Consider the following 22,753-nt stretch of genomic DNA (forward strand, 5'->3'; position numbering starts at 1 on the left):
GCAGGGCGGGGTGCCCGCTGCCCGGCCGGGCGGGCCCGCACCGCCCTCCCGGCCGGCGGCGGTAGCCCGCCCGGCGCCGGCCGCGCTGGTGCAGGCGGCTGCGGCGCAGCCGGCCGCGGGCGCGCCGGCCGTCGCCCCTGCGGCCGCGGCGCCGGCGGCGGAGACGCAGGCCGCCGCCGCGGAGCGCGCGCTGCTCGGGCAGTTGCGGGAACGGCGTGCCGCGCTCGAGGCGCGGGAGCAGGCGCTCGCGACGCGGGAGATCGTGCTCGCCGCGGCGGAGCGCCGGCTCGCCGCGCGGATCGAGGAGCTCGCGCGCCTGCAGCAGCGGCTCGAGGCGCTCGAGCAGGCGCGCGCCGAGCGCGAGGAGAGCGGCTGGCGCGGGCTGGTGCGGGTCTACGAGAGCATGCGCCCGCGCGAGGCGGCGGCGATCTTCGACGAGCTCGAGATGCCGGTGCTGGTGCAGATCCTGGATCGCATGCGCGAGGCGAAGGCGGCGCCGGTGATCGGCGCCATGCGGCCGGAGCGGGCGCGGGAGGCGACCGCGGAGCTCGCGCGCCTGCGCGGCGAACGCGCCCGCCCGCCGGTCCGCGAGCCGGACGGGGGCTGAGGCGATGCGTCTGGCTGCGCAGGAGGCGGGGCGCGGCGCGGCGGGGCCGGGGTGCCCGGCCGACGGCGGCGCCCGCGACGGACGGGGCGCCGCCCGGCGCCGGCGGGGACGCGGCGGTGCGCCGCGAGCATGGAAGGGGACGCGGCAGGGATCATGGACAAGTCCATCAACGTGCTGATCGTGGACGACTACCGCACGATGCTGCGGATCATCCGCAACCTCCTCAAGCAGCTCGAATTCGAGAACGTCGAGGAGGCGACCGACGGGCGGGAGGCGCTGGCCAAGCTGCGCGCCGGCAATTTCGGGCTGGTGATCAGCGACTGGAACATGCAGCCGATGACCGGCCTCGACCTGCTGAAGGAGGTGCGGGCGGACCCGAGGCTGAAGGCCACGCCCTTCATCATGGTCACCGCCGAGAGCAAGACGGAGAACGTGATCGCGGCGAAGCAGGCGGGCGTCTCCAACTACATCGTCAAGCCGTTCAACGCCGAGACGCTGCGCGAGAAGATCGAGAAGGTGCTGGCCCATGCCTGACGGCCTCCGCGGCCGCGGCGCGTCCGCGGCCGCCGCGCCGCCCCCGCCGCCCTCCGCCGAGGCGATCGAGGCGGCGGTGCGCGCCGTGCTCGGAAGCCTCGAGGGCGACCTGACGGCGAAGGAGGCCGCGCTGCTGGCGGAGCTCGAGGCGCTCGGCCGCACCGTCCGGCGCGTCAAGGCGGAGATCGCCGCGCTCGGCGTCGAGGACATCACCGCGAGCCACATCCCGAGCGCGACGGACGAGCTCGACGCCGTGGTCGAGCACACCGCGGCCGCGACCAACGAGATCCTCGACTGCTGCGAGACGCTGGAGCGGCTGGAGCCGCAGCTCGGCGGCGAGGGCCAGGCGGCGCTGCGCGGCGCGATCACCCGCATCTACGAGGCGTGCAGCTTCCAGGACATCACCGGCCAGCGCATCGCCAAGGTGGTCGCGGCGCTGAAGGCGATCGAGGCGCGCGTCGCCGCCGTGGTCGGCACCGTCGCGCGCGTGGCTCCGGCGGCGGACGCGGGCGGCGCCGCGGCATCGCCGGCGGAGGCGGCGGCAGGCGCGCGGCCGCCGCCGACCGAGGGCCAGGCGCTGGCGCAGGGGCCGCAACTGCCCGGCGCGGGCGTCAGCCAGGACGAGATCGACCGCCTGCTGGCGAGTTTCGACTGATGCGCGGCGCCCTTCCGCGCCCTGGCCCCCTCGGGGCCGGGCGGGCCGCCCGCATCGTCCTGGTCCTGGCCCTGGCGGCGGCGCCGGCGCAGGCGCTCGAGGCCGTGCCGGCGGCGGGGCCGGACCGGGCCGCGCCGCTGCGGATCGGCGTGCGCGTGGGGAACCACCCGGGCTTCGGGCGGATCGTCTTCGACAGCCCCTCCGCCCTGGCGTACCGCGTCGAGCGCCTGGACGAGCAGCGGATCGCGCTGCGCTTCCACGCGCCAGGGGGGCTGGTGCTCGACCTTCCGGCGGCGTCGCGGCTGCCGCGCCATGTCGCGGGCCTCGCCGCGACCGGGGACGGCGCGGACATCCTCCTGCGCCCCGGCGTGCAGCCGCGGCACTTCCGCCTCGCCGACGGCCGGGTGGTGCTGGACCTGGCCGATGCGCCCCCGGCGCCGGGGCAGCGGCCGCAGGCGGCGGAAGGCGCGTCGCGGGACGGGGGGGCGGGAGAGGGCCCGAGGGCGTCGCCGGCGCGTGCGGCGCAGCGGGCGCGGTCGCCGGAGCGGGGGCGCGAACCCCCGGGCCCGGCGCCGACACGCGGGGCGGCGGATCGGCCGCGGCACGAGGGGGCGGCGGGCGCCATCAGCGGGGACGCGACGCGGCCGGCCGCCCGGGCCGGGGGTGCGGCCCCCGCTGCGTCCTCCGTCCGCGGCGCGTCCGCTCCCGCGGCGGCCGCGCCGGACGGGCGCCCGGGGCCGCATGGGGCCGAGCCTCTTCCTGCCCCCTCGGCGGGCAAGGCGGTGGACGGGGCGGCGGCGCCGGCGGGCGATCCGGTCGAGGCGCCGCCGCCGCGGGGGCCGCTCGCGTCCGTCGCGGCGCCGTCCGCGCCGTCTCCGTCCGGAGCGGCCGACGCCCCGGCGGGACCGGGCGGCGGCGTCGCGTCCGCGGAAGCCGGCGGCCCCGCCGCGCCGGCGGCCGCGCGCGCGCCGGACGCCGCGCCGCCGGCCGCGGCCACCCCTGTCCCGGGTTCCGCTCGGGCGCCTTCCGCACCCCCTCCGCGCCCGGTGCGTCTCGTCCCCGCGCCGGAGGCCCCGGGACGCGCGCTCCTGCTGCCCTTTGGCCCCGAGGTCGGCGCCGCCGCCTTCCGCCGCGGCGATGCCGCCATCGTGGTCTTCGATGCCGCCGCGCCGCTCGATCTGGGCGCGCTCGCCGGCGATCCGCTGTTCGGCGCCGCCGAGGCCTGGACCAGCGGCGACGCCACCGTGCTGCGCCTGCGGCTCGCGGCCCCTGCCCGGCTGGTGCCGCGCCCCGCGCCGGACCGCGGCGGCTGGCTGGTCGAGGCACGGCCGGAGGGGCTCCCGGGCCTGCGCGTCCTCGTGCCGGAGGCGGAGCCCGAGCCGCCGCGCCTCGTCATCCGCGCCGCCCGGCCGGGCCGGGCCGTCGTCCTGGCCGATCCCGCAACCGGCGCGCCCCTGCTGGTCGGCACGGTGCGGGAAGGGGGACAGGCCCTGCTGCTTGCCCGGCGCGGCGCCCAGTTCGACCTGCTGCCGAGCGCGCTCGGCGCGGTGGTGCTGGCGCGTTCGGACGCGCTGGTGCTGCGCGCCGGCCCGGACCGCTTCACGCTCTCGGCGGCGGGCGGCGCGGCGCTGATCCTCGGCGAGGCCTGGCGCACCCCGCCGCTGGCGGCCGAGGCGGCGGCCATGAGCCGCGTGCTCGACCTGCGCCCGGCCGGCGGGCCGACGCTGGCGGCGCGCCTGCGCGACCTGCGGGGGGCGATCGCGGCGGCCCCGCCGCTCGCCCGCGCGCCGCTGCGGCGCGAGGCGACCGAGACGCTGCTCGCCCTCGGCTTGGCGCCGGAAGCGCAGGCGATGGCGTCCCTCGCCTTCCAGGAGGCGCCACAGGCCAGGGACGATCCCCGGCTGCTGCTGGCGCATGGCGCGGCGGCCCTGCTCGCCGGCCGGATCGCCGAGGCGGCGCCGGCCCTCGAGGACCATCGCCTGCCGGAAACCGACGAGACGCTGCTCTGGCGCGGCCTCCTCGCCGCCGCCCGGGACGGCGCGGCCGAGGCGGCGCCGGCGCTCGCCGCCACGGCGCCGCTGCTCCTGACCTATCCGGAGGCGCTGCGCGCCAGGCTGCTGGCGCCGGCCGCCGAGGCCCTGATCGAGGCGGGCGGCGCGCCGGCGCTCGCCCTGGCGCGGCGCCTGCTGGAAGGGGACGAGGCGGCGCCCGGCCTCGCCCTGGCGCGGGCCCGGCTCGCCGAGGCGGAGGGACGGGTGGAGGAGGCGCTCGCCGGCTACGACGCGGTCGCCCGCGGGCGCGATCGCCTGGCCCGGGCGCGCGCGATCCGGCGTGCGGTGGAGCTCCGCCTTGCCACCGGCGCGCTCGACGCCGCCGGCGCGGCGGCGGCGCTGGAGGCCGCGCTCTACGCCTGGCGCGGCGACGCGCTGGAGCGCGAGGCGCGGATGCGCCTCGCCGCCCTCAAGCGCCAGGCCGGGGACGCCGAGGGCGCCTTCGTCCTGCTGCAGGAGGTCGAGGCGCAGAGCCCCGCCGACGCCGCCGCGTTGCGGCCGCTGCTGCGGGAGGCGCTGCTGGAGGCGATGGCCAAGGTGCCGCCCCTCGCCGCGGTGGCGCTGGCGGATGCGCGGCGCGACCTGCTGCCGGAGGCGGGCGAGGAGGGCGTGGCGGCGGTGACGCTGCTGGCCGACCGGCTGGTGGCGCTCGATCTGACCGAGCGGGCCGCCGGCCTGCTGCATGAGGCGGCGGCAGGGAGCGCGACGCCGGCGGCGCGGGCGGCGCTCGGGACGCGGCTGGCGGCGCTGCGCCTGCGGGAGGGCGATGCCGCCGGCGCGCTGGCGGCGCTCGAGGAGACGGCGGCGGAACCGCTGCCCGCGCCGCTGGCGACCGAGCGGGAGGTGCTGCGCGCCCGCGCCCTGGCCCGCCGCGGCGACCGCGACGCCGCGGCCGCCCTGCTGCGGGGCCTCGGCGCGGCGGGGGCGGCGCCGCTCGCCGAGCTGCTGGCCGAGGCCGAGGACTGGCCGGGGGCGGCCGCGGCCCTGGCGGCCCATCTCGCGGCCACGCTGCCGGCATCGCCCGCCCCGCTCGCGCCGGAGCACCGGCGCGCCCTGGCGCGGCTGGCGGCGTTCGCGGCGCTGGCCGGCGACGAGGCGCGGCTGGCCGCCCTGCGGGCCGACTACGGCGCGCGCATGCGCGACGGCCCGCTGGCCGAGACCTTCGCCATGCTCACGGCCGATCCGCCGCGCGGCCTCGCCGACCTGCCGCGCCTGCAACGGGAGCTGGAGCTGATCCGCGCGCTGCCGTCACGGCTGGAGGCATTGCGGACAGGCGCGCCCGTCACGCGATGAGTCCCGCGTCCGACGCGGGGCGGCCCGGCGGAAATTCCGGCCGAGGGGGGAAATTTTCCCTTGCGATGGGGGGCCGCTTGCCCCATATGCGCGCGCCGTTGACCTGATCGAATCCCCGATCGCCCTGGTCATCTGCTGGCTGGAAGGAGCCCGACGATGGAAGCTCTCGTCCAACCGGGGATGGTCTCGGAGCTCCCGAGCGAAGCCCGGACTTGCGAGACTGAGACGCGCTCGGAGAGCGTGACCGGGAAGGCGAAGGACTACTTCGTTTTCCGCAACGGCGTGCGCTACGCCGGGACGCACCTGATCGTGGATCTCTGGGGCGCGACCAACCTGGCCGACCCGGACCACATCGACCGCGTGCTGCGCGAGGCGGCGGAGGTGAGCGGCGCCACCATCCTGCACGGGCACTTCCACCACTTCTCGCCCAACGGCGGGGTGAGCGGGGTGCTGGTGCTGGCGGAGAGCCACATCTCCATCCACACCTGGCCCGAGCGGGACTACGCCGCGCTCGACCTCTTCATGTGCGGCGAGTGCGACCCCTATCGGGCGATCCCCGTGCTGAAGCGGGGCTTCGCGCCGGAGCGCGTGCAGCTCGCCGAGCACAAGCGCGGCCTGGTCGGCTGAACCCCGGCCCGCCGCGGCGATCACGGGGCCGGGCCGGTCGGTCCGGCCCTTTTCCTGTCCGTCCTCGGAGGAGGGTCCGATGGCGACCGACGCATGGGTGAACGAGACGCTCTACCCCGGCTGGGGCCAGCGCTTCCGGATCAGGCGCGAGCTTGCCCGGGTGCGCTCGCCCTTCCAGGACATCATGGTGTTCGAGAGCGAGAGCCACGGCCGCGTCATGCTGCTCGACGGCGTGGTGCAGATCACCGAGGCGGACGAGTTCATCTACCAGGAGATGCTGACCCATGTGCCGCTGCTCGCGCATGGCGAGGCGAAGCGGGTGCTGATCATCGGCGCCGGCGACGGCGGCGTGCTGCGCCGGGTGCTGCAGCACCGGGGCGTCGAGCGCGCGGTGATGGTCGAGATCGACAGCGAGGTGATCCGCCTTGCCAGGGAGCACATGCCGGGAATCGCCGGCGACGCCTGGAACGATCCGCGGGCCGAGGTGATCATCGGCGACGGGATCGACTACGTCCGCCAGGCCCCGGCGGCGAGCTTCGACGCGGTGATCGTGGACAGCACCGACCCGATCGGCGTGGGCGAGGTGCTGTTCACCGAGGAGTTCTACGCCAACAGCGCCCGCCTGCTGAGCGCGCGCGGGCTGATCGTGAACCAGTGCGGCGTGCCTTTCATGCAGGCGCAGGAGCTGCACGACAGCTCGGCGCGGCGGGCGAAGGCCTTCCCCGACGTCTGGGCCTATGTGGCGGCGGTCCCGACCTATGTCGGCGGGTTCATGACCCTGGGCTGGGCGGCCAAGGACCCGGCGATGCGCCGGCTCGGGGCGGAAGAGATCCGGCGGCGGGCGGCGACGGCCGGAATTCTCGGCACCACGCGCTACTGGACGCCGGAAGTGCACGTCGCCGCCTTCCATCTGCCGCCCTACATCGCCGAACACCTGCCGCGGCGCTGAGCCGGCGGCGGGCGGTTCAGGCGGGGTCCGGGAAGGGCCAGGCGGGGCTCTGCCGCGCCTCCGTCAGCACGCGGGCCAGGTTCCTGCCGACCCGGGCGAGCGCCTCCTCCCACGGCACGACGGCGAAGGCGGCGATCTCCGGGATGCGCCTGCCGCCGGGCAGGCGGACCGTGGAGCGGCAGCGCAGCGTCGCCGGATCGGGCATCGCCGGCGGCCGCCAGAGGAACAGGGCGAGGTCCTTGCCCGGCCGGTAGGCGTGGACGCCGAGGGGTGCCAGCGCCTCCGGCGGCACCCGCAGGCCGGTCTCCTCCTCGAGCTCGCGCGCGGCGGCCTGGGCGAGGGTCTCGCCCGGGGCCGCGAGGCCCTTCGGGATGTCCCAGAGCCGCGACTGCGGCGGACGGCCGAGCAGGACCCGCGCGCCGTCGGTCACCACCACCCCGCAGCTCGTTCTCCGCCCGGCCTGCCGGCCCATGCGCGCAGGATGGGGCGCGGGCGCGGCGGGAGTCCAGGATGGCGCGCTCAGCTCGCGGCGAAGCCCTGCACCAGGCTTCCGGCCACCAGCCGCCAGCCGTCCACGAGGACGAAGAAGATCAGCTTGAACGGCAGCGACACGACCGAGGGCGGCAGCATCATCATGCCGAGCGACATCAGGACGCTCGCCACCACCATGTCGATGACGAGGAACGGCAGGAACAGCAGGAAGCCGATCTCGAAGGCGCGCCGCAGCTCGCCGACGAGGAAGGCCGGCACCAGGGCGCGCCAGGGGGTCTGGTCGGCGGCGGCCGGCGCGGGCAGGCCGGCGAGGTCGAGGAACAGCGCCAGGTCCTGCTCGCGCGCCTGGGCCGCCATGAAGCGGCGGAACGGCTCGGCTGCGGCCTCGAGGCCGGCGATCTCGCCGATCCGGCCCTCGGCGAGCGGGGCGAGGCCCTGGGTCCAGCTCGCCTCGAGCACGGGCTGCATGACGAACAGCGTCAGGAACAGCGCGAGGCCGATCAGCACCGGGTTGGGCGGGATGCCCTGCGCGCCGATGGCGCTGCGCAGCAGCGACAGCACGATGACGATGCGCGCGAAGGCGGTCGCCATCACCAGCAGCGAGGGCGCGAGGGAGAGCATCCCGATCAGCGCGACGAGCTGCACCAGGCGCGCCGTCGCCCCCGGCTCGCCGGCGGCGCCGAGGTCGATGCTGACGCTCTGCGCGAGCGCGCCGGCGCGCGGCGCGAGCAGAAGGAGCGCGGCGGCCAGGAGGCCGGCCGCCGCGTGCGGCGCGGCGCGGCGCCTCATGGCCGCGGCGCCTCCTCGCGCGCGGGAAGCCAGCCGAGCAGCGCGTCCTGGCCGCCGCCGGTGAGGAGCAGCGCCTCCCGCCCGTCGCAGCGCACGAGGAGCAGGCGGCGGCGCGGATCGAGCGCCAGCACCTCGACCAGGACGAGGCGGCGCCCCGCGCGCGCCCCGGCGCCGAGGCCGGAGCGCCGCGCCGCCCAGGCGAGCAGCGCGATGAGCGCGAGCACGGCGGCGAGGGCGGCGAGCGCGCCCGCCAGGCTGGCCGGATCGGCGGCGAATCCCGTCGGCATGCGGCGGCGGCCGGACCGGGATCAGGGCGCGGCGTGCGCCGCGGCGGCCGGCGCGGCGAGTCCCGCGCGCAACCGGTCCACCTGGCGGGCGAGCCGCTCGAGCGCGGGGCGCAGCCCGCGCGCGACGTGCCGGTCGAGGCCGAGCACCGCCGCGCAGAGCGCCTCGGCCTCGGCGTCGAGGCCCGCGAGATCCACGGCACGGCCCGCTGCGACCAGCGCATCCGCCACCGCAAGGGTGGCGGCCAGGGACTCGATCGCGGCATTCGCGGCGGCGGCGTTCGGGGCGGCGTTCGGGGCGGATGGCGGCGGATGCATGGCCGAAGGGATGCACGGCTGCGGTTACTGAAGTCCTGCGCCCGCCCCGCGTCGCCGTTTAACCCATTCTTCGCCGTGCGGTGGCAGGCTCGGCGCATGGACCCGACACGCAGCGGCCCGATCGCGCTGGCGGAATACCGCCTGCGGTGGCTCGACCGGCGCCAGGAAGTGCTGGCGCAGAACATCGCGAACGCCGACACGCCCGGCTACCGGCCGCGCGACCTGCGGCCCTTCGCGGAGATCCTGGCGCGGAGCGGCGCCGCGCCGGCGGCGTTCGCCGTGACGCAGCCGGGGCATCTGCGGCCGGCGCGGGAGGGCGCCGGCGCCTGGCGCGCGGTCGAGGACCGGAACGCGGCGGAGCGCGCGCCGAACGGCAACGCCGTGGCGCTCGACGAGCAGGCGCTGCGGGTCGCGGACACGGACGCGGCGCATGCGCTCGCGATGGGGCTGCACCGCCGCTACCTGGCGATGTTCCGCGCCGCGCTCGGGCGTCCGGGCTAGGCGCGGGCGGGCGAGAGGGGAGGGAGGCTCGGATGGACCTCGAGCGGGCGCTGCGGATCTCGGCGGCGGGCATGCAGGCGCAGTCGGTGCGGCTGCGGGTGGTGGCGGAGAACCTCGCCAACCGCGAGAGCACCGGGCAGACGCCGGGGGCGGACCCCTACCGGCGCAAGACGGTGGTCTTCGCCAACCGGCTCGATCGCGCGCTCGGGGCGGCGACGGTGCGGGTGGCGCGCATCGGCGCCCAGCCCGGGGCGTTCCCCGAACGCTACGATCCCGGGCACCCGGCCGCCGACGCGCGCGGATACGTCAAGGAGCCCAACGTGGACAGCCTGGTGGAGATGATGGACATGCGCGAGGCGCAGCGCAGCTACATGGCGAACCTCGCCGTGCTCGAGACGACGCGCGGCATGCTCGCGCGCGCGATCGAGGCGCTGCGCTGATGGCGGCGCCGCTGCTCGCCGCCGCTCCGCTGCTGGCCGGCGCGGCCGGTGCCGTCGCCGCGGCGGCCTATCGTGCCGCCGGGGGCGCCGCCGCGGCGGCGCCGGGCGGGGCCGGCACGGCGACCGCCGCCGGCCAGGCGGAGGGAGGTTTCGGCGCGGCGCTGCGCCGCGCCGTGGAGGGCGCGGTGGAGCTCGGCCGGTCGGCGGATGTCGCCGCCACGCGGGCGCTGCTCGGGCAGGGCAGCGTCACCGACGTGGTGCTGGCGGTCTCCAGCGCGGAACTCGCGCTCCAGACCGCCGTCGCGGTGCGCGACCGCGTGGTTGCCGCCTACCAGGACGTGATGCGCATGCCGATCTGACGGCACCGGCATGGCCCGCAGGATGCGGCCCGGCGATGCGGTTGCGGGGCGCGGGTGGCGGCGCGGGCGCGGCGCCTGCATGACGGCGCCTCTCCGCCGATGAACGACCCGGTCGTGCTCGCGGCGCGCGATGCGCTGTGGTTGACCGTCCAGCTCGGCGGTCCCCTGCTGCTCGCGATGCTGGCCATCGGGCTCGGCGTGGCGCTGCTGCAGGCGCTCACGCAGATCAACGAGGCGACGCTGGCCTTCCTGCCGAAGCTCGCCGCGCTGGGCGCGGCGCTGCTGCTGCTCGGACCGCCGATGGCGGAGGCGCTGCGAAGCTACGCCGAGCGGCTGTTCGAGGCGGCGGTCGCGACGGGGTTGCGCTGATGCCGCCCGGGGCGGAGACGGCGATGGCGGGCCTGTCCGGCGGCGCGCCGCTGGCGACGCTCGCCTTCCAGGCCGTGCTGGTCTTCGCCCGCATCGGGGCGGCAGCGATGCTGCTGCCCGGGCTCGGCGAGCAGGAGGTCCCCGCGATGCCGCGCCTCGCGCTCGGCCTGGCGCTGGTGCCGCTGCTGCTGCCGGGACTCGCGCCCGCGCTGCCGCCGGCGCCCGAGGCCCCGGCGGAGACGCTGCGGCTGCTGGCGCTCGAGGCCCTGGCCGGGCTGTTCCTCGGCGGGCTGGCGCGGCTGGTGGCGCTCGCGCTCGGCATGGCCGGGCAGGCGGTGGCGCTGCTCCTGGGGCTGGCGACGGTGCTGGCGCCCGATCCCCAGTTCGGGGCGCAGGGCACGGCGCCGGCGCGGCTGCTCCTGCTGGCGGGGGCGGTGCTGGTGCTCGGCTCGGGGCTCTACGCGCTGCCGCTGCGCGCGCTTGCCGAGAGCTACGCGGTGCTGCCGCCCGGCGCCCCCTGGCCGGCCGGCGAGGCGGCGGAGCTCGCCGCGCAGGCGGCGAGCGACAGCCTGGCGCTGGCGCTGCGTCTCGCCGCTCCCTTCGTGCTGGCCGCCGTGCTGTTCCACCTGGCGCTCGCGCTGCTCGCACGGCTTGCGCCGCAGGTGCAGATCTTCTTCGTCGCCACGCCGGGGCAGCTTCTGCTCGGCCTCGCGCTGTTCGCGCTGCTCTTCCCGGCGATGATGGACGCCTTCGCCGAGGCGGCGGCCGCGGCCTTCGCGGCGCTCGCCGGGCGCGGCTGAGGACGGGCGCCGGCCATGGCCGGGGACGACGCGCGGGAACAGGGCGCCGAGGACCGGACCGAACCGGCGACGCCGCGCCGCATCGAGCGGGCGCGCGAGGAGGGCCAGGTCGCGCTGTCGCGCGAGGCCGTGGCGCTCGGCACGCTGGCGGGCGGGCTGGTCGTCGCGGCCGTGGCGCTGCCGCCGCTCGGCGCCGAGGCACTCCGCGCGATGCGCGGCGTGTTCGCGAAAGCCGGGCACGCGCTGGCCTGGCAGGAAGCGGCGGCGGAGATCGCGCGGACCGGCGCGCTGGCGATCGCGGCGGGGGCGGGCGGGGCCGCGCTCGGCGCGGCGGTGGCAACGCTGCTGCAGACGCGCGGGCTGGTCGCGCCGCGCCTGCTGCGGCCGCAGCTCGCGCGGATCAGCCCGCGCGCCGGGCTGCGGCGCCTGGTCGGGGCGGAGGCGGCGACCGAATGGGTGCGCACCGCGCTGAAGCTCGGCGCCGTGGGGGCGGCGCTGTGGTCGGCGGCGCCGCATGACCTCGCGCAAGTCGCTGCGGCGCTGCACCTGTCGCCGGCCGGCCTGGCCGGCGCCATGGCCGCGGCCGGAGCGCGCCTGGTCGCCGCCGGGCTTGCCGCCTTCGCGCTGATCGCCGCGCTCGACCTGCTGCTCGCGCGCTGGCGCCACCTGCGGCACCTGCGCATGAGCCGCCAGGAGCTGCGCGAGGAGCTGCGCGAGAGCGAAGGCGACCCGCAGGTGAAGGCGAAGCTGCGCCAGATCCGCCAGGCGCGGTCGCGGCGGCGCATGCTGGCGGCGGTCCGCACCGCGGCGGTGGTGGTGACCAACCCGACGCACTACGCGGTCGCGCTCGCCTACGAGCGCGGCTCGAGCGCGGCGCCGCGCGTGGTGGCGAAGGGCGTGGACACGCTGGCCGCGCGCATCCGCGCCGAGGCGGAGCGCCACGGCGTGCCGGTGGTGTCCAACCCGCCGCTCGCGCGCGCGCTCTACGGGCTGGAACTGGAGGCCGAGATCCCCGTCGCATACTACCAGGCGGTGGCGGAGATCATCGCCTTCGTCTGGCGTCGGAGTGCGCGGACCGCACCGCGCCCGGCGGGAGAGGCGGAGACAGAGAGAGCGCACGGCGGCACGCGTTGAGGACGGGCCCGGCCCAGCGCGCCGCGGCGGAGACAAGGCGCGATGCCCGGGCGGCGCGGGGGGCCGCGGCGCGGCGGCGGGCCGGCGGCGCAGCCGCCGGTGCCCGCGCCCGGCGGCCCCGGCGCGCTGCTCTCGCTCCCGCCGCCCGTGCGCGATGCCCCTGGCTTTCGGCGCAGTTTCGGACGCCTTTCGGGACTTTCCCCCCGAGCCGGGCGCATCGTCCCAAGCACCGCACGCCGAGCGGCATCGAGGCGATCTGCTCCGGCCGCGGCCCGTCCGATCGGTGCGATCCCCTCGCACGGCACGACGTGCCGTCCGCTCCGCGGTGTGCGGCCTCATCCCGGGGGATCGCGGCCAGGGAGCAGCGGCGATCGCGCCTGGGGGGAAACAGGGCGCCGGCGCGGCAGGCGCAGGCGCACCGAAGGACGGAAGGAGAGCCCCATGTTCGGACAGGCGCAGACGATCCGTATCTCCGGCATCGCCGCACTCGCCTTCGGCATCGCGGCGGCGACGCTCGCCACGGCGCGGGCGCAGGCCCCCGAGGCCGGCTTCCGCGGCCCGGAGCGCGGCGCCGCCGGGAATATCGTCGGCGGCGGCGTGGCGACGATCCACGGCGGCGGCGACGAGATGGTGATCCTGTACAGCGCCACCGGCGCCGGCGCCGGTGCCGAGCTGGCGCAGCCGGGGCGCGTCGCGCACCTGACCGGCGGCGCCGGGGACGGCCCGGAGGTCGTCTACCTCCGGCCGGAGACGGTGCGCCTTGGCCGTGAGGCCTGGGTGACCGGCGGCGGCGACGAGATGCAGGTCGTCTACACCTCGCCCTACGCCACGCCGGCGCGCTGACGCGCCGCCCGCCGCGACCGCGACGCGGCCCAGGGCCGGCCCTGCCCCGGCAGGCGCCGGCCCTCTCGCGTCAGGGCCGGGGCGCGGTGTCGGCGGCGGGCCGCGGTCCGGCGACCGCAAGGTAGGTCGCGGCGAGCCGCGGCGGATCGCCGGCCACGACGTGCAGGAGCGCCCCGTCCGCGCGCACCTCCCCGCAGCCGTGGCGCGAGGTGCAGAGCCGGTCCCCCTCCACCCACCAGCGCAGCTCGGCGATCCGCCGGCCGGGGCGGCGCGGGCTCGCCTGGTACAGCCGGCCGTCCGGCATCCAGACGGTCAGCACGAGCGCCCGCGGCTGCCATGCGGTGCCGTGCAGCGTCTGGCCCGCGAAGGCGTCGCGGATTTCCGCGCCGTCCAGGCGCCGGCCGCGCGGCAGCAGGAGCGGCTCGCCCGTGACGAGGGCGCGCTGCACGTCCGCGGGCGCCATTCCCGACGCGCAGGCATAGCCGACCTCCAGGGCGCGGCCCGAGGTGTGGTGCCGGGTCTCGACCGGGCCGCCGAGGTCCGGCCGGTCGTGACCGGGGATCTCCGCGATCAGCACCTGCAGGCCGGCGCGCCGCGCGGCCTCGGCCCAATGCTCCCAGGCGGCCGCCGGAACCCTCCGGTCGTGGTGGTCGCCCATGACGAAGACGGTCGCATCGGCAGGGAGCTTCCTGCCCCCCGCAAGGGCGCGCATGGGATCGGCGAGGTCGTCCCGCATGGCGAGGCTGTCCAGGGCGGCCACCCCGCCGCCGCCGCCGCCGCCGGCCGTGCGGTAGTACTCGCCGAGGTCGAGCGGCGCCGAGGCGAGCACCGCGCAGCGGATGTCGGCCCGCCGCGTCAGCAGGTTGGCCAGCACGGTCCCGCCGGAGGAGAAGCCCACGGCCGCGAAGTCGCGGATCCAGGGATGGCGCCGCCGCAGTTCGGTCAGCGCCGCGTCGAGGAGCTCCACCTCGTCGTGCGAGTGGCGGTCCTGGGCCTGGTCGCCCGAGGAGCCGTGCATGCCCGGCCGGGCGAGCAGGACCACGGGCAGCCCGCCCATGACGGCGCTGAGCATCTCCGCCCCGCTCCACCGCAGCTCGGCCGTCAGCTCGTAGAGCATGCTGGCGCTCTCGAGCCGCGGCCTTCCACCCGCCATGCGGTAGGTGGCGCCGGTCGGGTCGCCCGGGATCCAGACCAGCGCCGTCGCCGGTCGCGGCGGCGGCCCGTCGAGGCCCGCCGCGTGGTAGCGGATGCATTCGCTGCGGCGCCCGTCCGCCGTGCCGACCCAGAGGCCGTCGGGCAGCGCCCGGCAGCCCGCCTCGGTCGCCCTGGCGCCGCTGAGCAGGCCGGCAAGGCCGAAGGTGTCCGCGGTGAAGCCCGGCGGCGGCTGGGTGCCGCCGGGCGCGCCGGCGCAGCCCGCGCCGATCGCCAGGAGCGGCAGCATCGGCAACAGGCGCAGCGCGCGCCGCCGCACGCGGCCATCGGTCATGAGGCACCGTCCTCGCGGGCGACTTTGCACCTTCGGCGACCGGCCGTCAGCAGGAACCGCACCGCCCGCCGCACCGGAGGCCCGGCGCGCCGGCCGTGCCGGCTCAGCGGAACGTGACCTCGACGAGAGGGCCGCGCGGGCCGGTGCGCCGCCGCGGGGCGGCGATGCAGCGGCTCCGCCGGGGCAGGCCCGTCGCGGCGATCATGCGATGCAGGCGGTCCGCGCCGGCCGGACGTTCCGGGACGCCGGTCGCGCCGGCGGCCGCGTCGCCGAACACGACGGTGCCGAAGTCGGCCAGCGGATGCAGCGCCTTCGTCCTCGGGTCGCGCGGCCGCTCGACGATCCACTGGGCGGATGCGCCGGCCGCCGGGACCCCGTCGTCCGGAGAGCGGAGGCAGGCGGCGACGGGCGGCGTGCGCGCGTTGGCGTTCGCCAGCCAGATCGCCGCCTGCCACGGCGAGCGGAGCCAGAGGAAGCAGAGGACGCGCTCGCCCGGTCCGATCCGCGGCCGGTCGAGGATGAGCGCGCCGGAGCGCGGATTGCCCCTGATCCACCACTGGACGAAGGGCAGGTGGCGGTCCGGGGCGCCCGCGATGTGGAGCGTGCCGAGCTGCGGCAGCGCGCGGCTCCACAGCCGGTGCCCGCCGAAGCCGATCCACACCGAGCAGCGGTGGTCGAGCCCCGCCGCGTCCGGCGCCGCGGCCGGCGCGAGCCGCGGCGCCTGCCAGCCGCCCGCGACGAAGCGGAAACGCTGCCCGCCGACCGGGACCGCCCGCGCGCCGCTCCAGTTGCGGCTGGATTCGAGACAGGTGCCGCCCGGGAGGTATCCGCCGGCCTCGGCGTCCAGCACCGCCGCGATCCCGGGCGTCTGCGGCGTGCCGCAGGACAGGATCTCGCGCCAGACCCGGGCCAGGACGGGATGCAGCGCCTCATCGAGCGGCGGCGGCTCGTCCGGCGGCGGCGCGAGCCGCGCGCGAGCATCGGCGGCGGGCGGGCGCCAGGCGCCGCTCACGACGCCCACTCCTGCTGCGCCTTCTCGAGCGTCGCGAGGAACAGCGTCGGCTGCGCCGGCGGCGGGTCGGGGTTCAGGAGGGCGAAGACCTGCCGGGCCAGGTCCCGGCCCGCCGCGCTGTCGCTCGGGAAATGCAGGCCGGCGATCTCGCGGTTGCGGGCGATGCGCATCGCCAGCGTCGCGAGGAGCGGCCCCATCCGGCGCGAGCGCGCCGTCTCGGCTCCGCGCGGCGGCCGTTCCGCGCCTTCGGGGCGGACCGGAGGCGCCTTCATCGCCTCCTCCAGGCAGAGCGCCATCAGCATGGCCTGGGTCGCGTGCCCGCTCGGGTAGGCCGGGTGGCCGGGAACGGGAAGGGGCGGCAGCAGCGCCGGACAGACCTGGGACGGCCGCGGACGGCGGGAGGCCTGCTTGAAGTGCATCGAGGTCAGGATCCCGAGCAGCCCCGCGATGTGCAGCAGCCGGAAGCTCGCCGGGTGCGTGGACGGCGAGATCCTGAGGAGCGCCGCGAACGGGGCCATGATGTCGGTGTAGAAGGCGTTCTGGGCGAGGATCTCGCCGAGCGCGTCGGCGCGCTCGTCCTGGGCCATCGCGACGAGGTCGTCGAGTTCCTTCTTCTCCGCCGCGGACCCGGGCGCCGGCATGGCCGGCTCCAGCCGTGCGATCCGCCGCTGCCAGCCGGTGCCGGCGAATTCGAGGAGCGCGAGCCAGGCCCACCATTCGGCGCCCCAGTCGCGGCTGCCCCATTGCGCCTCGGGGACGAGGATTCCCGCGACCGGGGCGGCGGTCCCGGCCACCGTCTCCGCCACGAAGGGCAGGTCAATGCGGTCGGGCAGCGCCGCGTGGCCCGGCCCGGCGCCGACATTGCCGATGTTCCCGACGTTGCCCACGTTCCCGACGTTGCCGACCATCGTTTCCTCCCTTTGCCCTCGGCCGCGCTGCGCCTTCAGTCCGGAAGGCCCGCCGCGCGCAGGCGTGCCAGGAAGTGCTCCAGCGCGCGGCCGGCGAGCGGCGTGCGGGCCGCGAAGCGGGCCAGACGGAAGCCGGGATTGAGGGCGAGGAGCTGGCGCGCGACCGCGCGCGCCTCCTCGGCCTCGCCGCTGGCGACGAGGGAGGCCGTCAGGGTGCGCAGGTTGGCGGCGTGGCGCGCATTCTTCTGCGCCACCCAGCGCCCCCAGCGCACCGCCTCGGCGTAGTTGCCGGCGATGTAGTGAGCCTGCGACAGGAGGTGCTCGCTGAGATAGACGAAGGGGTCTATCGGCGAGAGCCGGATCGCGTGCTCGGCCTGCTCGACCGCGCGCGGGCCGTCGCCGAGATAGCCGGTGGTCGCGCTGCGGAAGGCCCAGGCCGTCGGGTTGCTCGGGCCCGCCTCGGTCGCCCGCTCGAGGATCCGCGCGGCGGCCGCGAACTCCCGGCGCGTGTAGGACAGCATGTGGCCCTGGATCGCGAGCGCCGTGGCGTTGTTGTGCTCGCGCTCGAGCGCCGCGGCGGCGTCGCGCGCGGCGGCGGCGGAATCGCCGGCCGGATCCGGGGTCCAGCCCTGCGCGATGCGGATCAGGTGCCACAGCGCCGCGTAGGACCGCGCCGGCGCGAAGCCGGGGTCGAGGGCGATCGCCTGGCGCAGCAGGCTCCCCGCCCGGTCGTAGAGGCCGGAGTCGAGCCGCGGCATCAGGTCGAGCGCCTGCAGCACCAGGTCGTACGCCGTCAGGCTGCTGGGCGGCTTGCGCATCGCCCGCCGGAGCTCGTGCTCGTGCACCGTCGGCGCGATCGTCGCGATGACCTGCGCCGCGATGCGGTCCTGCATCTCGAACAGGTCGGCGGTCGCGCCGTCGCGCTTCTCGGCGCGCAGCACCCTGCCGTCCAGCGCGTCCACCAGCTGCGCGGTGATGCGCAGCCGCTCGCCGGAGCGCTGCACCGTGCCGCGCAGGACGTAGCGGACCCCGAGCTCGTCCGCCACCCGGCGCGGATCGGGGCCGGTGCCGGCATAGGCGGCGGCGGAGGCCTGCGCGATGACGAACAGGTTCCCGATGCCCGAGAGCACGTGGATGATGCCCTCGATGATGCCCTCGGCGAACCAGCTCTGCTGCGGGTCGCCGTGCAGGACCCGGAACGGCAGCACCGCGACCGAGGGCCGGTCGTCGCCGAACGCCGTGCCCGCGGGCGCGCGCCTGCCGGCCTCGGCATCCGGCCCGCGGGCGTCCCGTCGCGTCACCGCGACGTCCAGCAGGTAGCCCCGCCGCGGGAAGGTGCGCAGCAGCCGCGTCGCCTCCGGCCCCAGGGCCCGCCTGATCTCGGTGATGCACTGGGTGATGCTGTCGTCGGTGACGAACACGTTCGGCCAGACCGCGGACATCAGCGCCTCCCGCGAGACCACGCGCCCGGCGTTCTCGGCAAGGAAGCGCAGGACCTCCGCGGATTTCGGCCGCAGCGTGGCCTCTCTTCCCGCCGCATCCATCAGGGTGCCCCGTTCGGTGTCCAGGGCGAAGGCGGCGAAGCGGTACACGGACGGCGGGGCCCGCGGCTGAGCGGCGCGTTCCGAAGGAATCATCGCGTCACCTCCGGCGGTGCGCTCGAAGCGGAACCCTAATCCAGGACCGGGGTCCCGTCATGCCGCAGCTGCGGGCGCGTCCGTCGCCACGGGCGATGCGCGGTCCGGCGACGGATGCCGAGATCGCCGCTCCGGTTGCGTCCGCCCCGCGCGCCGGAGGGGCGCGCTGCGCGGCGCTTCGGGCGCCGGCCGGAGGAACGGCGGTCCCGCGGCCCGGAATGCGGGCGGGCGGATGCCTCCCGTCGCGCGGCGGAGGCCGGCCCGGCGCGCCCTGCGCCTCACCGTCTCTTGATCGCGCGGGGAGTTCGCAACGCCCGTGGTCGGCGCGCCGCGGGCGGGGACGGGATCGCGCGCCGGCGGGCGGGGCCGTGACACGGGCGGCCGGAGCTGCGGAACAGGTGGCGCGTCCGGCTGGCGTCGGCCGCGGCGCGCCCGCTAGAGTGGCACCATGTCCGGCCGGACCGCGCGCCGCGGCCGGCGGCGGCGGACCGGGCAAGGGTGGCCGCGCCGTTGCGGCTCCGGCTTCGGAGGTTCGCATGAGCGACGACCGGTGCGTCCGCCGTGCGGCGTCCGCCCTTGCGATCGCCCTTCCGGTCGCGTGCGCGCTGCTCCCCGCGGCGGTCCGCGCGCAGCAGGCCGCGGCGGCGCGCGACGTCGCGATCGGCCTCGCCGCGCCGCCCACCTCCTTCGATCCGCACTACCACGCGCACGTGCCGAGCCTCGGGCTGCAGCTGCACGTCTTCGAGCCGCTGGTGTTCCGCGACGCCGCGCTGCGCCTGGTTCCGGCGCTGGCGCGCGAGTGGCTGCCGCTGGCCGACGGCAGCGGCTGGGAGTTCCGCCTCGACCCCGCGGCGCGGTTCTCCGACGGCGCGCCGGTGACCGCGGCCGACGTCGCCGCGACCTTCGCGCGCCTGCCGAACGTGCCGAACAGTCCGGGCCGCGTCACCCACTACGCCGCCGGGATCATCGCGGTGGAGGCCGGAGCGGCGCCGCAGGTGGTGCGGCTGCGCACCGCCGGTCCCGCGCCGCTGGTGCCGGAGAACCTGACCGCCCTGATGATCGTGCCGGAGCGGATCGCGCGCGGCGCCGCGACCGCCGATTTCGCCGCCGGCCGCGCGGCCATCGGCTCGGGCCCGTTCCGCCTGCGCGAATACGTCGCGGGGGAGCGCGTCGTGGTCGAGCGGAACGAGGCCTGGTGGCGCGGCGGCCAGGCGGTGCCGTGGGCGCGCGTCGCCTTCCGCGTGATCGCCGGCGACAGCGCCCGCGTCGCCGCGCTGCGCGCCGGGGACGTGCAGCTCATCGAGGCGGTCCCGGCGCGGGACGCGGCGTCGCTCGCGCGCGATCCGGCGCTGGCGCTTGCCCGCGCGCCGAGCCTCAGGCTGATCTACCTGTCCCTCGACGTCGCGCGCGCGCCTTCGCCCGGCGTGTCGGACGCCGAGGGCCGTCCGCTCGCGCGCAATCCGCTGGCCGACCGCCGCGTGCGGCGCGCGCTGTCGCTCGCGCTCGACCGCGAGGCGATCGTCGGCAGGCTGATGGAGGGCCAGGCCGTCGCGGCCGGCCAGCTCCAGCCGGACGGGCTCGGCGTGGCGGATCCGGCCCTCCGCCCCGATCCGTACGACCCGGACGCGGCCCGCCGGCTGCTCGCCGAGGCGGGCTGGAGCGGCGGGTTCCGGCTGACGCTCGCGGGCCCGAACGACCGCTACGTGAACGACGAGAAGATCCTGCAGGCCGTCGCGCAGTACTGGGAGCGCATCGGCGTCCGCACCCGCGTCGAGGCGCTGCCCTCCGCGGTCTTCTTCGGCCGCTCGGCCGCGGGCGCCTTCAGCGCGCAGCTCGGCGGCTGGCTCACCACCTCGGCGGAGCCGGCGAACATGGTCGCCGCCCTGCTGCTGACGCCCGGCCGCGCGCCCGGCTGGGGCGTGGCGAACCGCGCGGGCTATTCGAGCGCGGAGGTCGAGGCGCTCTACACGCGCGCGATCGCCGAGCCGCATCGCGACCTGCGCCTGCGGCACTGGCGCGAGGCGGTGAGCGCCGCGATGGCGGACGCGCCCATCCTGCCGCTGCATCACCAGGTCAACATCTGGGCCACGCGCCGCGGCCTGACCTACACGCCGCGGCCGGATGAGTTCACGCTCGCCGCGGGATTGCGACCGGACCCCTGATCCGGCCTGCACGGCCTTGCGCGGCGCCGGGCGACGGGCCCGGCCGGCGGCCCGCGGCGCGGCGAACCGCTCGTCACGCCGTCCGTGCGGGCCTGCGGGCCCGCCGTCAGTCCTCGACGCGGAACCCGACCCGGAGCGCGACCTGGTACTGGGCGACCTTGCCGTCCTGCACGCGCCCGCGGACCTCGACCACCTCGAACCATTCGACGTGGCGCAGGGTCTTGGCGGCGCGCGCGATCGCGGTCTCGATCGCGTCGCTGACCGACCTGCTCGAGCTGCCGACCAGGTCGGTCCGGCGGTAGACGTGCCCCTCCTGCATCGGTGGTCTCCCTCGCGATCGGCCTCGGCGCCCGCGGCGGCGCCCGCCGCCCGCCGGCCTGCGGGCCCCGGAGGACGCTCCGCGCGGCGCGACTGGCCGGTCGGCGCATCGTGCGCGCCGCCGGCGCGCGGAGCCACAGCGGAATCCGGGCCGTGGCGCCCGGTGCCGATAACCGCCTCGCGAGCGGCGTGGCCGCCCGCCGCCGCATCCCCGGAGGAGGGCCCGGGCGGAGGGCGCACGGCCGCCGGCGACGCGGACGGCGCCGCCGGCGCGCCGGGGAGGACGAGCGAGGCGGGTCGCGCCTACTTGTCGAGCCAGAACGTGTCCATCCGCACGCAGTCGTAGATCCCGAAATAGTCGTAGGGGACGTGGCCCTTCACGTAGTTGTACCAGCCGTCGTTGATCTTCTCCCAGGCCACCGGCAGCAGGGGCGGGTTCTCCTCCATGATCGCCTCCGCCTGGCGGATCAGCGCGAGACGCCGCTCCCGGTCCACCTCGCGGTCGATCTGCGGCAGCAGCGCCTCGAAGCGCGGGTCCTTCCAGTTCGAGTAGTTCTGCGGCCCGCCGTCCTTGTACCAGGCGTTGAAGTAGTCGGAGGGGTCGATCAGCGTCGAGACGATGGCGCCGATGGCGAGGTCGTAGTTGCCGTTGCGCACGTCGTCGAACCATACGGACTCCACCACGGTGCGCAGCCGGCACTCCACGTTGAGCGTCTGCTGCAGCATCGCCTGGATCGCCTGCGCCCACAGCTTGAAGGTGGCGACGTCGCGGATCAGGAAGTCGAGGCCGCGGATGCCCCGCCCCTGGCCGGCCGCGGCGAGCAGCGCGCGCGCCTCGCGGACCGCGGCGCCGGCGTCCGCCTGGTAGCCGAGGCGGCGCGCCATCTCCTCGCGCGGCGTCGCGAACTCCGAGAACGGGTAGATGAAGCCGCCGACCATCATCGGCGCCACGTCCTTGACCACGTCCACCAGCACGGCGCGGTCGAGCACGAGGTGCAGGGCGCGGCGCACGCGCGGGTCGTCGAAGGGGCGCCTGCGGGCGTTGACCCAGGCCGCCTGGATGACGCTCTGGTAGAAGTCCGTGCCGGACATGCCGGGCGTCTGCTTCACCCGCCGCAGCGAGACCGGATCGAGCAGCCGCGCGTAGTCGGTGCGCCCGGCGAGGAGCGCGGAGCCGAGCTCGGGCGAGAACGGCAGCGCGTGGTAGAACTCGATGCCGTCGAGGTAGGGCAGGCCGCGGTTCCAGTAGTTCGGGTTCCGCTCCATCGCCCAGACCTCGTTCTCCACCCGGCGGACGGGCCGGAACGGGCCGGTGCCGGGATAGGTGACGACGCGGCGAAGGTTGTAGTTGTTGTCCTCCAGGGTCTTCTTGCGGAGGATCACGTTCCAGCCGCTGGCGAAGGCGCCCATCATGAAGCTCGCGGGGCGCGGCTCGGACAGCTTGAACTCGACGGTGTACCTGTCGCGGGCGTTGATCTCGCTCACCGCGGTGAAGAGCGAGCTGCGCGGGATGCTGATCTCGCGCGGCGGGCGGACGATGCGGTCGTAGGTCGCCTTCACGTCCTCGGCGGTGAGCTCCGCGCCGTCGTGGAACAGCACGCCGCGCCGCAGGTGGAAGGTGTAGGTCCTGCCGTCGCGGGCGATCTCCCAGCTGTGCGCGAGGTCGGGGATGATCGTCCTGCCGGAATCGCGCGGGTCGCGGCGGACGAGGTTGTCGAACATGCAGCCCTGGGAGCCGAGGTTGTTGATCGTGCCGGACTGGTGCACGTCGAAGTGCGGCGGCCGGCTGGTGATGCCGTAGCGCAGCACGCCGCCCCGCTTGGGGTTCGGCTCCGGCGCGGCGAGCTGGAAGTTGCGTCCGTCGAACTCCAGGGGGACCTCGGCCGCGAGGCCCGTATCGGGCGCCAGGGCGTGCGCGCCCAGCGCGGTGGCGGCGGCGCCCTTCAGTCCGGTCTCCAGGACGCGCCGGCGGCTCCACGCCGCACCCTGCGAGCGAGGATGGTCCATGTGCGTGCCTCCCTTGTCGCCGGCCTTTCTCTTCCGGCCGCCTTCTTCTTGCGCGCGGGAGGTGCCACCGATGGACGTTGAGATCGGCGTTCCACCGATGTTACCGTCCCGGGAAAAGGCTACACGCCGGCCGCGGGAGGAGTCACGTGAATCAGACCGCGTCGTCCGACCTGCCGGA

24 protein-coding genes are annotated in these 22,753 nt (G+C 77.0%); 14 read left to right on the forward strand and 10 right to left on the reverse strand.

All coding sequences use genetic code 11. The features are described 5' to 3' along the window. The 6 genes from K1J50_RS10015 to speE form a co-directional block, all read left to right on the forward strand. A partial coding sequence (locus K1J50_RS10015; protein ID WP_220117576.1) for a MotE family protein occupies positions 1 to 607 on the forward strand: 607 nt, incomplete at its 5' end. Positions 608 to 760: 153 nt separating this feature from the next. Continuing rightward, a complete protein-coding gene (locus tag K1J50_RS10020) occupies positions 761 to 1,141 on the forward strand; it encodes a chemotaxis response regulator CheY (RefSeq protein WP_220117577.1) in 381 nt (126 codons plus the stop codon). Further along, complete coding sequence (locus K1J50_RS10025) at positions 1,134 to 1,796, forward strand: protein phosphatase CheZ (protein WP_220117578.1); 663 nt, start codon at positions 1,134 to 1,136, stop codon at positions 1,794 to 1,796. The genes K1J50_RS10020 and K1J50_RS10025 overlap by 8 nt, the downstream gene beginning before the upstream one ends. Before the next feature lie 1,046 nt (positions 1,797 to 2,842). Further along, on the forward strand, positions 2,843 to 5,140 hold the full coding sequence (locus K1J50_RS10030; protein ID WP_220117579.1) for a hypothetical protein: 2,298 nt from the start codon (positions 2,843 to 2,845) through the stop codon (positions 5,138 to 5,140). A gap of 156 nt (positions 5,141 to 5,296) precedes the next feature. Next, the gene (speD, locus tag K1J50_RS10035) at positions 5,297 to 5,767 is read left to right on the forward strand and encodes an adenosylmethionine decarboxylase (protein WP_220117580.1); all 471 of its coding nucleotides are present in this window, start codon (positions 5,297 to 5,299) and stop codon (positions 5,765 to 5,767) included. Positions 5,768 to 5,846: 79 nt separating this feature from the next. Further along, positions 5,847 to 6,716, forward strand: coding sequence for a polyamine aminopropyltransferase (gene speE, locus K1J50_RS10040; RefSeq protein WP_220117581.1), 870 nt, complete (start codon positions 5,847 to 5,849; stop codon positions 6,714 to 6,716). A gap of 16 nt (positions 6,717 to 6,732) precedes the next feature. On the opposite strand, the gene K1J50_RS10045 is transcribed toward speE, so the two are convergent. The 4 genes from K1J50_RS10045 to K1J50_RS10060 are packed head-to-tail and all read right to left on the reverse strand — an operon-like array spanning position 6,733 to position 8,599. Next, positions 6,733 to 7,188 (reverse strand): NUDIX hydrolase, encoded by a 456-nt coding sequence (locus K1J50_RS10045; protein WP_255575158.1) that lies wholly within the window; start codon positions 7,186 to 7,188, stop codon positions 6,733 to 6,735. A gap of 47 nt (positions 7,189 to 7,235) precedes the next feature. Further along, positions 7,236 to 7,997, reverse strand: coding sequence for a flagellar type III secretion system pore protein FliP (gene fliP, locus K1J50_RS10050; protein ID WP_220117583.1), 762 nt, complete (start codon positions 7,995 to 7,997; stop codon positions 7,236 to 7,238). Next, a complete protein-coding gene (locus K1J50_RS10055) occupies positions 7,994 to 8,284 on the reverse strand; it encodes a flagellar biosynthetic protein FliO (protein WP_220117584.1) in 291 nt (96 codons plus the stop codon). Before K1J50_RS10055 ends, fliP begins: the two co-directional genes overlap by 4 nt. Before the next feature lie 21 nt (positions 8,285 to 8,305). Beyond that, the gene (locus K1J50_RS10060) at positions 8,306 to 8,599 is read right to left on the reverse strand and encodes a hypothetical protein (protein ID WP_220117585.1); all 294 of its coding nucleotides are present in this window, start codon (positions 8,597 to 8,599) and stop codon (positions 8,306 to 8,308) included. Positions 8,600 to 8,695: 96 nt separating this feature from the next. Between K1J50_RS10060 and K1J50_RS10065 the strand changes: the two genes are divergently transcribed. The 7 genes from K1J50_RS10065 (at position 8,696) to K1J50_RS10095 (ending at position 13,045) form a co-directional block, all read left to right on the forward strand. Continuing rightward, positions 8,696 to 9,100 (forward strand): flagellar basal body rod protein FlgB, encoded by a 405-nt coding sequence (locus K1J50_RS10065; RefSeq protein ID WP_220117586.1) that lies wholly within the window; start codon positions 8,696 to 8,698, stop codon positions 9,098 to 9,100. 32 nt (positions 9,101 to 9,132) lie between these two features. Continuing rightward, complete coding sequence (gene flgC, locus K1J50_RS10070; RefSeq protein WP_220117587.1) at positions 9,133 to 9,540, forward strand: flagellar basal body rod protein FlgC; 408 nt, start codon at positions 9,133 to 9,135, stop codon at positions 9,538 to 9,540. Continuing rightward, positions 9,540 to 9,899, forward strand: coding sequence for a flagellar hook-basal body complex protein FliE (locus K1J50_RS10075; RefSeq protein ID WP_220117588.1), 360 nt, complete (start codon positions 9,540 to 9,542; stop codon positions 9,897 to 9,899). The genes flgC and K1J50_RS10075 overlap by 1 nt, the downstream gene beginning before the upstream one ends. A 99-nt stretch (positions 9,900 to 9,998) precedes the next feature. After that, the gene (locus K1J50_RS10080) at positions 9,999 to 10,268 is read left to right on the forward strand and encodes a flagellar biosynthetic protein FliQ (protein WP_220117589.1); all 270 of its coding nucleotides are present in this window, start codon (positions 9,999 to 10,001) and stop codon (positions 10,266 to 10,268) included. A 23-nt stretch (positions 10,269 to 10,291) separates the two neighbouring features. Beyond that, positions 10,292 to 11,068, forward strand: a complete 777-nt coding sequence (locus K1J50_RS10085) for a flagellar biosynthetic protein FliR (protein WP_220117590.1) — start codon at positions 10,292 to 10,294, stop codon at positions 11,066 to 11,068. 15 nt (positions 11,069 to 11,083) lie between these two features. Continuing rightward, positions 11,084 to 12,202, forward strand: a complete 1,119-nt coding sequence (locus K1J50_RS10090) for an EscU/YscU/HrcU family type III secretion system export apparatus switch protein (RefSeq protein ID WP_220117591.1) — start codon at positions 11,084 to 11,086, stop codon at positions 12,200 to 12,202. Positions 12,203 to 12,643: 441 nt separating this feature from the next. After that, positions 12,644 to 13,045: a hypothetical protein gene (locus K1J50_RS10095; protein WP_220117592.1), complete on the forward strand. Its 402-nt coding sequence runs from the start codon at positions 12,644 to 12,646 to the stop codon at positions 13,043 to 13,045. 70 nt (positions 13,046 to 13,115) lie between these two features. Here the strand turns inward: K1J50_RS10095 and K1J50_RS10100 are convergent, their stop codons facing one another. From K1J50_RS10100 to K1J50_RS10115, 4 genes are all read right to left on the reverse strand, one after another. Continuing rightward, positions 13,116 to 14,531, reverse strand: a complete 1,416-nt coding sequence (locus K1J50_RS10100; protein ID WP_220117593.1) for an alpha/beta hydrolase family protein — start codon at positions 14,529 to 14,531, stop codon at positions 13,116 to 13,118. A 103-nt stretch (positions 14,532 to 14,634) separates the two neighbouring features. Further along, on the reverse strand, positions 14,635 to 15,543 hold the full coding sequence (locus K1J50_RS10105) for a G1 family glutamic endopeptidase (protein WP_220117594.1): 909 nt from the start codon (positions 15,541 to 15,543) through the stop codon (positions 14,635 to 14,637). Then, complete coding sequence (locus K1J50_RS10110; RefSeq protein WP_220117595.1) at positions 15,540 to 16,451, reverse strand: phosphatase PAP2 family protein; 912 nt, start codon at positions 16,449 to 16,451, stop codon at positions 15,540 to 15,542. The genes K1J50_RS10105 and K1J50_RS10110 overlap by 4 nt, the downstream gene beginning before the upstream one ends. A 35-nt stretch (positions 16,452 to 16,486) precedes the next feature. Further along, positions 16,487 to 18,043: a winged helix-turn-helix domain-containing protein gene (locus K1J50_RS10115; protein WP_220117596.1), complete on the reverse strand. Its 1,557-nt coding sequence runs from the start codon at positions 18,041 to 18,043 to the stop codon at positions 16,487 to 16,489. A gap of 581 nt (positions 18,044 to 18,624) precedes the next feature. On the opposite strand from K1J50_RS10115, the gene K1J50_RS10120 reads away from it, so the two are divergent. Continuing rightward, positions 18,625 to 20,250 (forward strand): ABC transporter substrate-binding protein, encoded by a 1,626-nt coding sequence (locus K1J50_RS10120; protein WP_220117597.1) that lies wholly within the window; start codon positions 18,625 to 18,627, stop codon positions 20,248 to 20,250. A 106-nt stretch (positions 20,251 to 20,356) separates the two neighbouring features. Here K1J50_RS10120 and K1J50_RS10125 read toward each other — a convergent pair whose 3' ends face one another. Both K1J50_RS10125 and K1J50_RS10130 read right to left on the reverse strand, forming a co-directional pair. Then, the gene (locus K1J50_RS10125) at positions 20,357 to 20,569 is read right to left on the reverse strand and encodes a dodecin (RefSeq protein WP_220117598.1); all 213 of its coding nucleotides are present in this window, start codon (positions 20,567 to 20,569) and stop codon (positions 20,357 to 20,359) included. 302 nt (positions 20,570 to 20,871) lie between these two features. After that, a complete protein-coding gene (locus tag K1J50_RS10130; protein ID WP_220117599.1) occupies positions 20,872 to 22,575 on the reverse strand; it encodes an ABC transporter substrate-binding protein in 1,704 nt (567 codons plus the stop codon). Between the last annotated feature and the right edge of the window lie 178 nt (positions 22,576 to 22,753).

The sequence above is a fragment of the Caldovatus aquaticus genome, from assembly GCF_019458025.1.
Taxonomy (GTDB): domain Bacteria; phylum Pseudomonadota; class Alphaproteobacteria; order Acetobacterales; family Acetobacteraceae; genus Caldovatus; species Caldovatus aquaticus.

Bases quoted from the DNA above. Each gene is read 5' to 3' on its own strand.
- speD (WP_220117580.1), top strand. From the start codon at position 5,297: ATGGAAGCTCTCGTCCAACCGGGGATGGTCTCGGAGCTCCCGAGCGAA.
- fliP (WP_220117583.1), bottom strand. From the start codon at position 7,997: ATGAGGCGCCGCGCCGCGCCGCACGCGGCGGCCGGCCTCCTGGCCGCC.
- K1J50_RS10080 (WP_220117589.1), top strand. From the start codon at position 9,999: ATGAACGACCCGGTCGTGCTCGCGGCGCGCGATGCGCTGTGGTTGACC.
- speE (WP_220117581.1), top strand. From the start codon at position 5,847: ATGGCGACCGACGCATGGGTGAACGAGACGCTCTACCCCGGCTGGGGC.
- K1J50_RS10055 (WP_220117584.1), bottom strand. From the start codon at position 8,284: ATGCCGACGGGATTCGCCGCCGATCCGGCCAGCCTGGCGGGCGCGCTC.
- K1J50_RS10120 (WP_220117597.1), top strand. From the start codon at position 18,625: ATGAGCGACGACCGGTGCGTCCGCCGTGCGGCGTCCGCCCTTGCGATC.
- K1J50_RS10095 (WP_220117592.1), top strand. From the start codon at position 12,644: ATGTTCGGACAGGCGCAGACGATCCGTATCTCCGGCATCGCCGCACTC.
- K1J50_RS10110 (WP_220117595.1), bottom strand. From the start codon at position 16,451: ATGGTCGGCAACGTCGGGAACGTGGGCAACGTCGGGAACATCGGCAAT.
- K1J50_RS10060 (WP_220117585.1), bottom strand. From the start codon at position 8,599: ATGCATCCGCCGCCATCCGCCCCGAACGCCGCCCCGAACGCCGCCGCC.
- K1J50_RS10085 (WP_220117590.1), top strand. From the start codon at position 10,292: ATGGCGGGCCTGTCCGGCGGCGCGCCGCTGGCGACGCTCGCCTTCCAG.
- K1J50_RS10125 (WP_220117598.1), bottom strand. From the start codon at position 20,569: ATGCAGGAGGGGCACGTCTACCGCCGGACCGACCTGGTCGGCAGCTCG.
- K1J50_RS10020 (WP_220117577.1), top strand. From the start codon at position 761: ATGGACAAGTCCATCAACGTGCTGATCGTGGACGACTACCGCACGATG.
- K1J50_RS10090 (WP_220117591.1), top strand. From the start codon at position 11,084: ATGGCCGGGGACGACGCGCGGGAACAGGGCGCCGAGGACCGGACCGAA.
- K1J50_RS10100 (WP_220117593.1), bottom strand. From the start codon at position 14,531: ATGACCGATGGCCGCGTGCGGCGGCGCGCGCTGCGCCTGTTGCCGATG.
- flgC (WP_220117587.1), top strand. From the start codon at position 9,133: ATGGACCTCGAGCGGGCGCTGCGGATCTCGGCGGCGGGCATGCAGGCG.
- K1J50_RS10065 (WP_220117586.1), top strand. From the start codon at position 8,696: ATGGACCCGACACGCAGCGGCCCGATCGCGCTGGCGGAATACCGCCTG.
- K1J50_RS10130 (WP_220117599.1), bottom strand. From the start codon at position 22,575: ATGGACCATCCTCGCTCGCAGGGTGCGGCGTGGAGCCGCCGGCGCGTC.
- K1J50_RS10075 (WP_220117588.1), top strand. From the start codon at position 9,540: ATGGCGGCGCCGCTGCTCGCCGCCGCTCCGCTGCTGGCCGGCGCGGCC.
- K1J50_RS10025 (WP_220117578.1), top strand. From the start codon at position 1,134: ATGCCTGACGGCCTCCGCGGCCGCGGCGCGTCCGCGGCCGCCGCGCCG.
- K1J50_RS10045 (WP_255575158.1), bottom strand. From the start codon at position 7,188: ATGGGCCGGCAGGCCGGGCGGAGAACGAGCTGCGGGGTGGTGGTGACC.